The organism is Pseudomonas azotoformans (genome assembly GCF_001579805.1).
GTDB classification, from domain to species: domain Bacteria; phylum Pseudomonadota; class Gammaproteobacteria; order Pseudomonadales; family Pseudomonadaceae; genus Aquipseudomonas; species Aquipseudomonas azotoformans_A.
In genome coordinates, this window is the sequence record NZ_CP014546.1 from 1,562,335 (window position 1) to 1,576,685 (window position 14,351).

The window sequence follows — 14,351 nt, forward strand, 5'->3', positions numbered from 1 at the left end:
TTGTTGTCTTCAAGGAAGCACCATGCCCGACCCCAATCCCTTGTTGCAGGATTATCACCTGCCGCCTTTCTCGGCTATTCGTGCCGAACACCTCGTGCCAGCTGTCGATGCGATCGTGCTGCACAGTCGCAACGAAGTCGCCCGCATCACCGCCAGCCAGCGGCACTATCCAAACTGGGATGATCTGGTGCTGGCGATGGAAGCCGTTACCTCTCGTATCGACGAGGTGTTAGTTGTGATCTCCCTCCTCGACAGCGTAAACACCGATCAGCAGTGGATGGAAGCCAGCGCGCAAGCCACTTTTCGGGCCGTAGAGTTCGTGAGAGAACTGACGAGTCATCGTGGGCTGTTCGACTGCTACAAAATGTTGGTTGAGAGCTCACCAGCAGCTCTGTTCGATGCGTCCCGTCAGAGTTTGCTGAGGCGCACCCTGAGTAGGTTTCGGCTAGCGGGTATCGAGTTGGAGCCCGCTGCGCAAAAAAGACTGGCGACGCTCGACCGTGAAATTGCCGGTCTCCAGCAATCGTTCCTGACTCGGTTGGAACAGGCCAACAGCGCGTGGCGCAAGCACATCACCGATGAATCAGTGCTGCAGGGACTTTCTTCGGCGCTCAAAGCGCGTATGGCACGCAATGCCCGTGCGGTTAACCTGCAAGGTTGGCTGATGACATTGAATGAGGAGAGTTACCGCGACTGCATGGCTTACGCGCAGAATCGAATATTGCGAGAGGAGATTTTCACCGCCCACAACACGCGTGCTTCTGACCTGGGTCCGCACGCCGGGCAGTTCGACAATGGTCCGTTGTTGCAGAGGCTGATGGTCAGCCGTAATCAAAAAGCCAAGCTATTGGGTTACACCAACTTTGTTCAATTGGCACTCGAATTCCAAATTTTGGATACCGATGATCAAGTGCTGGCTTTTATTCGTGACCAGATTTCGGTATCACGCACAGTCTTCGCCCATGACAAGCAGGCGATCACGGCATTGGGTCAAGAGCTTGGGCTGGCAGACCTGCAACGCTGGGACCACGCCTTTCTGGCGCAAATCATTCGGCAAAGAACCAGTGGTATTGCCGAAGAGGAACTGCGCGTCTATTTTCCCCTCGATACCACCTTATCTCGGTTGTTTGCGCTAGTGGGGCGTCTGTTCGACATCCAAATTATCGAACTGTATGGCTTCGACTCCTGGGCACCCGGGGTTCGCCTCTTTCAGCTACTGGATCAGGGTGAAGTGCTGGGTCAGATCTATTTCGTACCCTATCGGCAAAATGCCGCAGACTTCCCCTACGCATTATCGTTGAGAAACCGCTGGACTACGGCTGAAAGTCGCAGAGTGCAACCGATGGTCGTGCTCTTTAGCCAGTTTGAAGGGGCTCCTGATGAGCCTTGTTTGCTCGGGCATCGGCAGCTCAAGATCCTTTTTCATGAGTTCGGTCACTGCTTCCAGCACATGATGATGGGCTTAGGCTATCGCACCAAAATGGGCGTCGATGATGTGGGTATGGACAGTGCGGAATTTTGCGGTCAATTCTTTGAACGCTGGTGTGATTCACCTGAATGCCTTGTCTGGCTTTCCAGTCATCACGAAACGAGCGCGAATTTGCCTGAGACGTTAGCCCGGCAGCAAGTGGCGTATGCCAACACCCAGACCTCTTGGGCGCGTGCAGAGTCATTGACCATGGCGTTGTTTGATATCGAAGTGCACCGCACTCAAGGCGATGGCCGCACTATTGAGCAGATATTCGCGAGTGCCAACCGTGAAGTCGGGCACCTTCCGGCGCTGGACGCTGTGCGTTACGCCAATGGCTTCAGCCACATGGTGTCGGGATATGAAAGCGGATTTTATGCCTACCAATGGTCTGAAGTGCTGGCACGTGCAGCCTTCAAAAGGTTTGAGCAAGAGGGTGTGTTCAACCCGCAGACGGGTCGTGCGTTTCGCGAGCTCGTGCTTGCTCCCGGTCACTCTCGATCGTTGGTTGAATCGGTTCGGTTATTTTTAGACGTTACACCCGGCAACGCAGTTTGAATTCAGGAGCCAGTGTTGGCAGTGTTCATCCAACTCTTCATCGAACACAGGGCGAAGGCACTGGTGCTGCATTCTCCATTGAGTAACGCATGGCGTAACTTGGCGACATCGGCCCTCATCATGTAGCGAACACCGTCTTTGAAGCCATTGCTGGTGCCGAAGCCGCCCAAGGTCATCTCGTTCAACGCTTCCTCCTTGCTCCACCCCTGAATCACCACCCGATACATTGCCGCCATCAGGCCGGTACGGTCAGAGCCGTGCTTGCAATGCATCAGCACCGGGCCGTTGGTTTCGGCTTCCTGGATGGCTCTCAGCGCCGCCAGCACGTCGGAATCATCCACATGGTTGGTGCGATAAGTCAGCTGTACCTGGCGGATATCGGGGGATTTGAGCCAGTCGGCATCGGATTCCGGCAGGAAATTGATCACGGTGCCGATCTTGAGCTTTTCCAGCAGGGGCGCTGCGTTACTGTCCGGTAGCGCGCTGCGATAAAGCGTGGGTGTCATCTGGTGAAGGTTGTATTGGCTGCCCACTGGTTGTGCCCACTCGGGGGAACGGATGGAGATCGGCTCGTCGGCTTGAACGAAGGCACTGGAAAACAGCGCGATGAACGCGAGGCCGAAGGCCGGTAGCCATTGATTCTTGAGCATGGGTGACATGACCGAGCAGGAGATAGGTGAATGCCGCTCAGGTTGGTCCAAGGGGGGTCAATGATGTGTGAGGACGCCGTCAAAGAACCGTGAATCCTCAGTCTTTAGTCGCTGAAGCGCTTCTCTCGATGCATAGCCTGCTATCATTTGTAACCATTGATTGCCGAAAAAAGCCAAGCCGCTCACCAGAAGCCGGCTGATAAACCCGTGACCACATGATGAGGTGCCACCATGTCTGATCAAGATCAAGACAACCCCCGGCGTGACTTTCTGCGCAAATCCTTGACCTTGATCCCGGTGGTCACGGTTGCCAGCACCGGCCTTGGCGGCTCGATGCTGATGGCCACGCCTGAGCCGGCCCAGGCCGCGCCGGCCAAGCCTAAAGCCAGCGAAAAGGCCTACGAGCCCACGTATTTCACCGCCGAGGAATGGGCGTTTATCAACGCCGCTGTCGCGCAGCTGATTCCCGCCGATGCCCAAGGCCCAGGTGCCCTGGAAGCGGGTGCGCCGGAATACATTGACCGCCAGATGAACACGCCATACGCCAGCGGTGCCCTGTGGTTCATGCAAGGTCCGTTCAACGCGGATGCGCCGCCGGAGATGGGCTGGCAGAGCAAATTGGTGCCCAAGGAGATCTATCGTTTGGGCATTGCCGCGACGGATGCTTGGTCGAAAGCCTTCAACGGCAAAGTTTTTGCTGCGCAAGACAGCGCTACCCGAGACGATATGTTGCGCCGTCTGGAGGCTGGCGGCGGTGAGGTGACAGCGCATTTCGAGGCGGTGCCGCCCAAGATGTTTTTCAACCTGTTGTTGCAAAACACCAAGGAAGGCTTCTTCTGCGACCCGATCCACGGTGGCAACAAAGGCATGGTCGGCTGGACCATGATCGGCTTCCCCGGCGCTCGCGCCGACTTCATGGACTGGGTTGAACGCAACGAGCAATACCCTTTCCCGGCAGTTTCCATCCGCGGCGAGAGGGCATAAACGTGGCGACCATCATGAAGAAAGTCGATGCAGTGATCGTAGGCTTCGGCTGGACCGGCGCTATCATGGCCAAGGAGCTGACGGAAGCAGGCCTGAACGTGGTAGCGCTGGAGCGCGGCCCGATGCAGGACACTTACCCGGACGGCAACTATCCCCAGGTCATCGACGAATTGACCTACAGCGTGCGTAAAAAACTCTTCCAGGACATTTCTAAAGAGACGGTGACCATTCGCCATAGCGTGAATGATGTCGCCCTGCCCAACCGTCAGTTGGGTGCGTTCCTGCCGGGCAATGGTGTGGGCGGTGCGGGTCTGCATTGGTCGGGTGTGCACTTTCGGGTCGATCCGATCGAGCTGCGCATGCGCAGCCATTACGAAGAGCGCTACGGTAAAAACTTCATTCCCAAGGACATGACCATCCAGGACTTCGGCGTGAGTTACGAAGAGCTGGAGCCGTTCTTCGACTACGCAGAAAAAGTCTTCGGCACTTCCGGCCAAGCCTGGACAGTGAAAGGCCAACTGGTTGGCGAAGGCCGTGGCGGCAACCCGTACGCGCCCGACCGTTCCAACCCGTTCCCGCTGGAATCGCAGAAGAACACCGTCTCTGCACAGCTGTTTCAGAAAGCGGCTAGCGATGTGGGTTACAAACCCTACAACCTGCCATCAGCCAATACGTCGGGGCCTTACACCAACCCCTACGGCGCCCAGATGGGGCCGTGCAACTTCTGCGGTTTTTGCAGCGGCTACGTCTGCTACATGTACTCCAAGGCGTCGCCGAACGTGAACATCCTGCCGGCGTTGCGCCAGGTGCCGAATTTTGAACTGCGGCCCAATTCCCACGTGCTCAAGGTCAATCTTGACAGCACCAAGAGCAAGGCCACGGGTGTGACGTACATCGACGCCCAGGGCCGGGAATGCGAGCAACCGGCGGACCTGGTGATCCTCGGCGCGTTCCAGTTCCACAACGTGCGCTTGATGCTGCTCTCCGGTATCGGCAAGCCCTACGACCCGATCACCAACGAGGGCGTGGTGGGCAGGAACTTCGCCTACCAGAACATGGCGACCATCAAGGCGTTCTTCGACAAGGACACCTACACCAACAACTTCATCGGCGCGGGAGGCAATGGCGTGGCCATCGATGACTTCAACGCCGACAACTTCGACCACGGGCCCCATGGCTTTGTGGGCGGTTCGCCGATGTGGGTCAACCAGGCCGGTAGCCGGCCGATTGCCGGTACGTCCAACCCGCCGGGCACCCCCGCCTGGGGCAGCGCGTGGAAGCGTGCCACCGCCGATTACTACACTCACCAGGTGTCGATGGATGCCCACGGTGCCCATCAATCCTACCGGGGTAACTACCTGGATCTGGACCCGGTGTACCGCGATGCCTACGGCCAGCCGTTGCTGCGGATGACATTCGACTGGCAGGAAAACGACATCAAAATGAACCGCTTCATGGTCGAAAAAATGGGCAAGGTCGCTGAGGCGATGAACCCCAAGGCCATTGCCGTGCTCGGTAAAAAAGTCGGCGAGCACTTCAACACAGCGTCGTACCAGACCACCCATTTGAACGGTGGCGCGATCATGGGCACCGACCCGAAAACCAGTGCGTTGAATCGCTACCTGCAGTGCTGGGATGTACACAACGTGTTTGTCCCAGGCGCATCCGCTTTCCCACAAGGCTTGGGCTACAACCCTACAGGGCTGGTGGCGGCGTTGACCTATTGGTCGGCGCGGGCCATCCGCGAGCAGTACCTGAAAAACCCCGGCCCGCTGGTTCAGGCATAAGGAGCGATGACCATGAAAGCACTTGTTATCGCGACGTTTGCCCTATTGAGCAGTTGCTCGATCAGCGCGGCTGAAACCGACTTGGTCAAGCAGGGGGAATACTTGGCCCGCGCGGGTGACTGCGTGGCCTGCCATACCGCCAAGGGCGGTAAGCCATTCGCCGGCGGCCTGCCGATGGAAACCCCCATCGGCGTGATCTATTCCACCAACATCACCCCGGACAAGACCGGCCTGGGCGACTACAGCTTCGAAGACTTCGATAAGGCCGTGCGCCATGGTGTCGCCAAAAGCGGTAGTACGCTTTACCCGGCGATGCCCTACCCGTCTTATGCGCGTGTCAGCGAAAGCGATATGCAGGCGCTGTATGCGTATTTCATGAAGGGTGTTGAACCGGTCGCCCAGGAGAACAAGGACAGCGATATTCCCTGGCCACTGAGCATGCGCTGGCCGTTGGCGGCGTGGCGCTGGATGTTTGCGCCCGAGGTGGCCGACTACCAGGCGCCGGCTAACGCTGACCCTGTGATCAGCCGCGGTGCTTACTTGGTGGAAGGCCTTGGTCACTGCGGCGCGTGCCATACGCCACGGGCGTTGACCATGCAGGAAAAAGCCCTGAGTGCCGCTGACGGCAACGCCTTCTTGTCCGGCAGCGCGCCGCTGGAAGGTTGGATCGCCAAAAGCCTGCGCGGTGACCACAAGGATGGCCTCGGCAGCTGGAGCGAGGAGCAACTGGTGCAGTTCCTCAAGACCGGCCGCAGTGACCGCAGCGCGGTATTTGGTGGCATGAGCGACGTTGTCGTCCACAGCATGCAGTACATGTCGGAAAATGACCTGACGGCTATCGCCCGTTACCTCAAGAGCCTGCCGGCGGTGGATCCCAAGGATCAGCCGCACCAGTACGACAAGCAAGTGGCCGAGGCATTGTGGAAAGGCGATGACAGCCAGCGCGGCGCCTCGGTGTATATCGACAACTGCGCGGCCTGCCACCGTACCGATGGCCATGGCTACACGCGGGTGTTCCCGGCGCTGGCGGGCAACCCGGTGTTGCAGACGGCGGATGCCATGTCGTTGATCAACATCGTGTTGAACGGCGGCACCTTGCCGGCGACCCACACGGCACCGTCGACCTTCACCATGCCGGCGTTCGCCTGGCGGTTGTCGGACCAGGAAGTGGCGGATGTGGTCAGTTTCATCCGTGGCAGCTGGGGCAATCAGGGCGCGCCGGTGAAGGCCAGCGATGTGAAGGACCTGCGCCACAACGACATGCGCACTACCTCCGGTGATGACCTGGGGCAAGTGACGCAGAAGCACTGAGGCTTGCCTGACCGCCAAACGGCACTGGTCAGAACCCTTGCGCCTCGATACTGTATATAAAAACAGTATCGAGGCGCTTTCATGTCTACTCCGCTGCCGCCCCGTGGTCGGGGCACGGCCACCAACCTGCATAACCGCTTTGCGCCTACGGTGAGCGTGGCCGAGGACGATGGCTGGTTTCAGGAAGTGCCACCGACCCAGGGCACCGAAGTGCGTATCGAGACGGCCAAGAGCATCATCACCCGCAATAACTCGCCGGACTTGCCGTTCGATCGCTCCATCAATCCCTACCGTGGCTGTGAGCATGGCTGCATCTACTGCTATGCGCGGCCCAGTCATGCCTATTGGGACATGTCGCCGGGGTTGGATTTCGAAACCAAACTGATCGCCAAGACCAATGCCGCGGACGTGCTGGAGCAGCAGCTGTCGAAGCCGGGTTATGTGTGCGCGCCGATCAACCTGGGTTCCAATACCGATCCGTACCAGCCGATCGAGCGTGAGTACAGGATTACCCGGCAAACCCTCGAGGTGCTGCTGCGTTATCGCCATCCGGTGACCATCATCACCAAGGGCTCGCTGATTTTGCGCGACCTGGACCTGCTCACCGAGTTGGCGCGCCAGCGATTGGTGGCGGTAATGATCAGCCTCACCAGCCTGGACGATGAGCTCAAGCGCATTCTGGAGCCGCGCACGGCAGCGCCGAAGGCACGGTTGCGGGCGATTCGGGTGATGCGTGAGGCGGGGATTCCGGTGGGCGTGCTGTGTTCGCCGATGATCCCGATGATCAACGACAGCGAATTGGAGAGCCTGCTGACCGAGGCCCATGCCGCTGGCGCGCAAAGCGCGGCGTACATGATGCTGCGCCTGCCGCTGGAGGTGGCGCCGCTGTTCGAGGAGTGGCTGGCGGCGCATTATCCGCAACGCGCGGCTCATGTGATGAGCCTGGTGCGCCAGGTGCGTGGCGGTGAGGTGTATGACAGCCGTTTTGGCGTACGCATGCGCGGTGAAGGGCCGTTTGCCGATTTGCTGGCCCAGCGCTTCAGCAAGGCGATCAAACGCCTGGGACTCGATCGACGGGAAGGTTTCAATCTGGACTGCACGGCTTTTTGCCCGCCGGGCAGGCAGATGGCTTTGTTGTAGACTGAAGAGGAAAGGTTTGCCTTTCTTGTAGGAATGGTCTCACTTTGACATCACTGAAACCCGCGATCTAGAGCGGTTCATTCAGTTTGAGTTAAGTTTCGACGGTTACCTTGTTCAGCGAGTGACTGATGAGTCGGCGGCCCGGTTTTGAGGCGTTTGCAACTGTTCTCCCGACCCGGCGTCGAACTGACCTGAAAGCTCCCCTGCATTAATCAAGAGGATGAATCATGAGTGACCAGGATAAACAGCCGTTGGCTGCGTCGGCTTCAGCCCCTCAGGTGGCGGAAACCGCCGATGCAGCGCTTAAGCATATCGTTGACGGCTTTTTGCATTTCCATCACGACGTCTTCCCCCAGCAGGAAGAACTGTTCAAGAAACTCGCCACGGCCCAGAGCCCACGGGCGATGTTCATCACGTGCGCCGACTCGCGCATCGTGCCCGAGCTGATCACCCAGAGCTCGCCTGGCGACCTGTTTGTGACGCGTAACGTCGGTAACGTGGTGCCGCCGTACGGCCAGATGAACGGCGGTGTGTCCACGGCCATCGAATACGCGGTGCTGGCCCTGGGCGTGCAGCACATCATCGTCTGCGGGCACTCCGATTGTGGTGCCATGCGTGCGGTACTCAACCCCGCCAGCCTGGAGAAGATGCCAACAGTCAGGGCCTGGTTGCGGCATGCCGAAGTTGCCAAGTCCATGGTTGAAGACAACTGTGACTGCGCCAACGAAGGCGAGAGCATGAAGGTGCTGACCGAAGAAAACGTCATCGCCCAGCTGCAACATTTGCGCACCCACCCTTCCGTGGCTTCGCGCATGGCCAATGGTCATTTGTTTATCCATGGTTGGATCTACAACATCGAGACCAGTGAAATCCGGGCCTACGATGCGGACCAGTCAGCGTTCCGATCGTTGAGCGGCGACGGGCCGATTCCTTCCGCGACGCCTAAAGCGCGCTTCTAAAACACTTCCCTGCCGGGTAAAGCGGTGGCTGCCATGGACGCAGCCAGGCTTTGCCGCGCCCGGCGAATGCCTCGGGAGAGTCATCATGCGTGCTGCTCAATTGAAAGCTGTATTGCCACGGGAGCTGCTCGCCTCGGTGGTTGTGTTTCTGGTCGCCCTGCCGTTGTGCATGGGGATCGCGATTGCCTCTGGCATGCCGCCGGCAAAAGGTCTGATCACCGGGATCATCGGTGGCCTGGTGGTGGGTTGGCTGGCAGGCTCGCCGCTGCAGGTCAGTGGCCCTGCGGCTGGCCTGGCGGTGTTGGTGTTCGAGCTGGTGCGTCAGCACGGCATGCTGATGCTGGGCCCAATCTTGTTGTTGGCGGGCTTCCTGCAATTGGTGGCCGGGCGTTTGCGCCTGGGCTGCTGGTTCCGCGTCACGGCACCGGCGGTGGTGTACGGCATGCTGGCGGGGATTGGCGTGCTGATTGTGCTGTCCCAGATTCACGTGATGCTCGACGGCGCGCCCAAGCCTTCCGGGCTGGATAACCTGGCGGGGTTCCCGGCGGCGTTGGCCGAGGCGATCCCAACCTTGGGCGGCGGCCTGGGGTGGCAGGCGGGATTGCTGGGGTTGTCGACCATGCTGGTGATGTACGCCTGGGACAAATTGCGCCCGCAACGCCTGCGCTTTGTGCCGGGCGCCTTGTTGGGTGTGGGCCTGACCACTGGGGTCAGCCTGGTACTGGCGCTGCAGGTCAAGCGCGTGGAAGTCCCGGAAAACCTCGCTGACGCTATCGACTGGTTGCGCCCCAGCGACCTGCTCAACCTCGCCGACCCGCAACTGCTGATCGCCGCCTTCGCCGTGGCATTTATCGCGAGCGCCGAAACCCTGCTTTCCGCTGCGGCGGTCGACCGTATGCACAGCGGTCAGCGTTCTGATTTCGATAAGGAATTGTCTGCCCAGGGTGTAGGCAACATGCTCTGTGGTCTGGTCGGTGCCTTGCCGATGACCGGTGTAATCGTGCGCAGCTCGGCCAATGTGCAGGCCGGTGCGACCACCCGTCTGTCGGCTATGTTCCACGGCCTGTGGCTGCTGGCGTTCGTGCTGTTGCTGTCGAGTGTGCTGCAAAGCATTCCGGTGGCGAGCCTGGCGGGTGTGTTGGTGTACACCGGGATCAAGCTGGTGGACATCAAGGCGTTCAAGGCGCTGGGGCGCTATGGGCGTATGCCGATGTTTACCTATGCGGCCACGGCGTTGGCGATCATCTTTACCGACCTGCTCACCGGTGTGCTGGTGGGCTTCGGGTTGACGCTGGTCAAGCTGGCGTTCAAGGCGTCACGCCTGAAAGTGAGCCTGATCGATTTGCCTAAAGACGGTGAAATGGAACTGCGTCTGACAGGCGCGGCGACCTTCTTGAAAGTGCCGGCGCTCACCCAGGTGCTGTCGACGGTGCCTGAGGGGACCACCCTGCATGTGCCGTTGAGCAACTTGAGTTACATCGACCATTCCTGCCTGGAGCTGCTGGAGGAATGGGGGCGGGCCAATGCGGCCAAGGGCTCGACGCTGGTGATCGAGGCGCGTGGGTTGAAGCGAAGGCTGGAAGGTCGGGTCAGGACGACGACGGGGATAGGCTCCGCGCCAGCCTAACCACCCAGCAACCCTGTGGGAGCCGGGCAAACCCGGCTCCCACATTTGATCGTTTGCGACCCAGGAAACTAAGCCGGCTGATCCAACGCCAACTCAACCCCCAACTGCCGCGAAAGGCACGGCCAGCGCTTCCACGCGGCTTCCGTGTCTGGACTCTTGAGTGTCTCGCGGTAGGCTTCTACCGACTCCAGCGCAAAGCTGTCCTCATTAAGCATCTCGTCCACCGCCAAATGCACGGCTTCATCCAATTTGTTGGCGAACGCTTCGCCGATCAACTGGTGGGCGATCAGGTTAGCCACCGTGGTATCCGCCGGAATCAGCGGCTGGCCAAAGTGCTTGATATACAGATCATTCACCTCTTCAACCAATCGATGCGCCAGGTAGGCCTCGTCCAGCAGGCCGTCGAGGCCTTCGTGGCCGGCCAGGATCGCGGGTGGTTGCAGGAAGAAATGTTCGGCAATCTTCAGCACCGGCTTGATCTGGCTTTCGATTCCGGCTTCGCGGGCCACGTCGTTGGCGGCGTCCAGCAAATCCGGGACGAGGTCGATGTAGGCGCTGACAAAGCGGGTCATGACAATGTTGCGATCACCGTCAGCCAGGGAAATGGCCGAATGCAGGTGCGGCAATTGTTTTTCCAGTTGCTGGGCAAGCTGGCCCGTGCTGGCTTCGTGTTGATGGGCACGGGAAATCTGCTCGCGCAATGCGGCGGTGTTCATGAAAGCTCCAGTGATGCAGGCGTAGGAAAAGGGAGAGGATAAGGTAGCTCGTTTATACGAGCGCCTAAGACGCATTTGTCATAATTATTTCATGGTTATGCGCCCGCGTTATATCGAATTGCCATCGTTCGTCGGATAAACGATTCCGCCCCCGGTTTTATTAGCCCTGACCACCCATTTCTACTCATTTGCCCCTACACATTGCGGGGTTGCAGAGCCTGTCTATACTCGGATTTGTACGCGATTAGCTGATGACGCCAGACTGCATAAGCAGGCAAGGCCAGGCGGTTGTAAGCAGTATGGAAGCCGCTCCCTTCGACGCAGGTGCAAACCGGCGGGATAACAAGAACGATAAGGGGAACCCGCAATGATGCGACATCCACACGTTTGGATGGGCCTCCTGTTGTGGTCAGTATTCGGCCAGGCACATGCCGCCTGGACAACGAATATGGCGCCAGGGGCGACAGAAGTCAGTCACGCAGTGTTCGACCTGCACATGACCATTTTCTGGATCTGTGTGGTGATCGGCATCATCGTGTTTGGCGCGATGTTCTGGTCGATGATCGTTCATCGCCGGTCCACGGGCCAGGTCGCGGCCAAGTTCCACGAGAGCACCACCGTGGAAATCCTCTGGACCGTCGTGCCCTTGCTGATCCTGATCGCGATGGCCATTCCGGCTACCAAGACCCTGATCAATATCTACGACAGCAGTGAGTCGGATATCGATATCCAGGTCACCGGCTACCAGTGGAAGTGGCATTACAAATACCTGGGCCAGGACGTGGAGTTCTTCAGCAACCTGGCTACGCCCGCCGAACAGATCCATAACCAGGCCACCAAGGGCGAACACTACCTATTGGAAGTCGACCAGCCGCTGGTGTTGCCGGTGGGCGCCAAGGTGCGCTTTCTGGTGACCGCCGCTGACGTGATCCACTCCTGGTGGGTGCCGGCCTTTGCGGTCAAGCGCGACGCCATTCCCGGGTTCGTCAACGAGGCCTGGACCCGCGTTGAGAAACCCGGCATCTACCGTGGCCAATGCGCCGAACTGTGCGGCAAGGACCACGGCTTCATGCCCATTGTGGTCGAGGTCAAGTCCAAGGCCGACTACGAAACCTGGCTGGGTGAGCGCAAGGAAGAGGCCGCCAAGCTCAAGGAGCTGACCTCCAAAGAGTGGACGCTGGAAGAGTTGGTGGCCCGTGGCGACAAGGTCTACCACACCACCTGCGTGGCCTGTCACCAGGCCGAAGGCCAGGGCCTGCCGCCGATGTTCCCGGCGCTCAAGGGCTCCAAGATTGCGACCGGCCCGGCAGCTGACCACCTGAGCATTGTCTACCACGGCAAGCCTGGCACCGCGATGGCGGCTTTCGGCAAGCAGCTCTCGGAAGTGGACATCGCCGCCGTAGTGACCTACGAGCGCAATGCCTGGGGCAACAACAAAGGCGACATGGTCACGCCTAAAGACGTGCTGGCCATCAAGCAGGCGGAAAGCAAATGACCTCTCTCAAGGCGTTTACCTCGACCCGCCCCGCCCACCCGCTTGCAGGAGAACGGCCATGAGCGCTGTGATCGATGACCATGGTCACGCCGACCATGCCCACGGCCCCGCCAAGGGGTTGATGCGCTGGGTGCTGACCACCAACCACAAAGACATCGGCACCATGTACCTGTGGTTCGCCTTCGCCATGTTCCTGCTCGGCGGCTCGTTCGCCATGGTGATCCGCGCCGAGCTGTTCCAGCCCGGCCTGCAGATCGTGCAGCCGGCGTTCTTCAACCAGATGACCACTATGCACGGGCTGATCATGGTGTTCGGCGCGGTGATGCCGGCCTTCGTCGGCCTGGCCAACTGGATGATCCCGTTGATGATTGGCGCGCCCGACATGGCCCTGCCGCGCATGAACAACTTCAGTTTCTGGCTGTTGCCGGCGGCGTTCCTGCTGCTGGTTTCGACGCTGTTTACGCCCGGCGGCGGGCCGAACTTCGGCTGGACCTTCTACGCGCCGCTCTCCACTACCTACGCGCCGGAAAGCGTGACGTTCTTTATTTTCGCGATCCACCTGATGGGCATCAGTTCGATCATGGGCGCGATCAACGTGGTCGCCACCATCCTCAACCTGCGTGCGCCGGGCATGACCTTGATGAAAATGCCGCTGTTCGTCTGGACCTGGCTGATCACCGCGTTCCTGCTGATCGCGGTGATGCCGGTGCTGGCGGGCTGCGTGACCATGATGCTGATGGATATCCACTTCGGCACCAGCTTCTTCAGTGCGGCCGGCGGCGGTGACCCGGTATTGTTCCAGCACGTGTTCTGGTTCTTCGGTCACCCTGAGGTGTACATCATGATCCTGCCGGCCTTCGGCGCCGTCAGCTCGATCATCCCGACCTTCTCGCGCAAGCCGCTGTTCGGCTACACCTCGATGGTCTACGCCACGGCGAGCATCGCGTTCCTGTCGTTTATCGTGTGGGCGCACCACATGTTCGTGGTGGGCATTCCGCTGGTGGGCGAGTTGTTCTTCATGTACGCCACGCTGCTGATCGCCGTGCCCACCGGGGTGAAGGTATTCAACTGGGTCAGCACCATGTGGCAAGGCTCGCTGACCTTCGAGACGCCGATGCTGTTTGCCGTGGCTTTTGTGATCCTCTTCACTATCGGCGGGTTCTCCGGGCTGATGCTGGCGATCGCTCCGGCGGACTTCCAGTACCACGACACCTATTTCGTGGTGGCGCATTTCCATTACGTACTGGTGCCCGGCGCGATCTTCGGCATCTTCGCCTCAGCCTACTACTGGTTGCCGAAATGGACCGGCCACATGTACGACGAAACCCTGGGCAAGCTGCACTTCTGGCTGTCTTTCGTGGGCATGAACATGGCGTTTTTCCCGATGCACTTCGTCGGGCTGGCGGGCATGCCGCGCCGGGTGCCGGACTACAACCTGCAGTTCGCCGATTTCAACATGGTCTCGTCGATTGGCGCGTTCATGTTCGGCGCCACGCAGATCTTCTTCCTGTTCATTGTGATCAAGTGCATCCGTGGCGGCCCGCCGGCACCCGCCAAACCGTGGGATGGCGCTGAAGGCCTGGAGTGGAGCGTCCCGTCACCGGCGCCATACCACACCTTCACCACGCCGCCGGAGGTCAAATGAACAGGATGACG

General features: G+C 59.6%; 11 protein-coding genes. 9 read left to right on the forward strand and 2 right to left on the reverse strand.

What is annotated here, in order from left to right:
• Window positions 1–22: 22 nt before the first annotated feature.
• Window positions 23–2,026 (forward strand): M3 family metallopeptidase, encoded by a 2,004-nt coding sequence (locus tag AYR47_RS07320; protein WP_061434736.1) that lies wholly within the window; start codon window positions 23–25, stop codon window positions 2,024–2,026.
• 2 nt (window positions 2,027–2,028) lie between these two features.
• On the opposite strand, the gene AYR47_RS07325 is transcribed toward AYR47_RS07320, so the two are convergent.
• Window positions 2,029–2,676 carry a phosphatase domain-containing protein gene (locus AYR47_RS07325; protein ID WP_033900504.1) on the reverse strand — a complete coding sequence of 216 codons (648 nt, stop codon included), beginning with the start codon at window positions 2,674–2,676 and terminating at the stop codon, window positions 2,029–2,031.
• A gap of 231 nt (window positions 2,677–2,907) precedes the next feature.
• Between AYR47_RS07325 and AYR47_RS07330 the strand changes: the two genes are divergently transcribed.
• From AYR47_RS07330 to AYR47_RS07355, 6 genes are all read left to right on the forward strand, one after another.
• A complete protein-coding gene (locus tag AYR47_RS07330; RefSeq protein WP_033900409.1) occupies window positions 2,908–3,660 on the forward strand; it encodes a gluconate 2-dehydrogenase subunit 3 family protein in 753 nt (250 codons plus the stop codon).
• 2 nt (window positions 3,661–3,662) lie between these two features.
• Window positions 3,663–5,447 carry a GMC family oxidoreductase gene (locus AYR47_RS07335; RefSeq protein WP_033900403.1) on the forward strand — a complete coding sequence of 595 codons (1,785 nt, stop codon included), beginning with the start codon at window positions 3,663–3,665 and terminating at the stop codon, window positions 5,445–5,447.
• Window positions 5,448–5,459: 12 nt separating this feature from the next.
• Complete coding sequence (locus AYR47_RS07340; protein ID WP_061434738.1) at window positions 5,460–6,758, forward strand: cytochrome c; 1,299 nt, start codon at window positions 5,460–5,462, stop codon at window positions 6,756–6,758.
• An 81-nt stretch (window positions 6,759–6,839) separates the two neighbouring features.
• Window positions 6,840–7,898 (forward strand): PA0069 family radical SAM protein, encoded by a 1,059-nt coding sequence (locus AYR47_RS07345; protein WP_038851104.1) that lies wholly within the window; start codon window positions 6,840–6,842, stop codon window positions 7,896–7,898.
• 227 nt (window positions 7,899–8,125) lie between these two features.
• The gene (locus tag AYR47_RS07350; protein ID WP_033899200.1) at window positions 8,126–8,857 is read left to right on the forward strand and encodes a carbonic anhydrase; all 732 of its coding nucleotides are present in this window, start codon (window positions 8,126–8,128) and stop codon (window positions 8,855–8,857) included.
• Window positions 8,858–8,942: 85 nt separating this feature from the next.
• Window positions 8,943–10,484, forward strand: a complete 1,542-nt coding sequence (locus AYR47_RS07355) for a SulP family inorganic anion transporter (RefSeq protein ID WP_061434740.1) — start codon at window positions 8,943–8,945, stop codon at window positions 10,482–10,484.
• Between the two features lie 68 nt (window positions 10,485–10,552).
• Here AYR47_RS07355 and AYR47_RS07360 read toward each other — a convergent pair whose 3' ends face one another.
• On the reverse strand, window positions 10,553–11,200 hold the full coding sequence (locus AYR47_RS07360; protein ID WP_033899204.1) for a hypothetical protein: 648 nt from the start codon (window positions 11,198–11,200) through the stop codon (window positions 10,553–10,555).
• 367 nt (window positions 11,201–11,567) lie between these two features.
• Here AYR47_RS07360 and coxB point away from each other — a divergent pair, with 367 nt between their 5' ends.
• Together coxB and ctaD are read left to right on the forward strand one after the other, a co-directional pair.
• The gene (coxB, locus tag AYR47_RS07365) at window positions 11,568–12,695 is read left to right on the forward strand and encodes a cytochrome c oxidase subunit II (RefSeq protein WP_033899206.1); all 1,128 of its coding nucleotides are present in this window, start codon (window positions 11,568–11,570) and stop codon (window positions 12,693–12,695) included.
• Window positions 12,696–12,753: 58 nt separating this feature from the next.
• Entirely contained in the window at window positions 12,754–14,340 is a 1,587-nt protein-coding gene (gene ctaD / locus AYR47_RS07370; protein WP_033899208.1) for a cytochrome c oxidase subunit I, read from the forward strand.
• The last annotated feature ends 11 nt before the right edge of the window (window positions 14,341–14,351 follow it).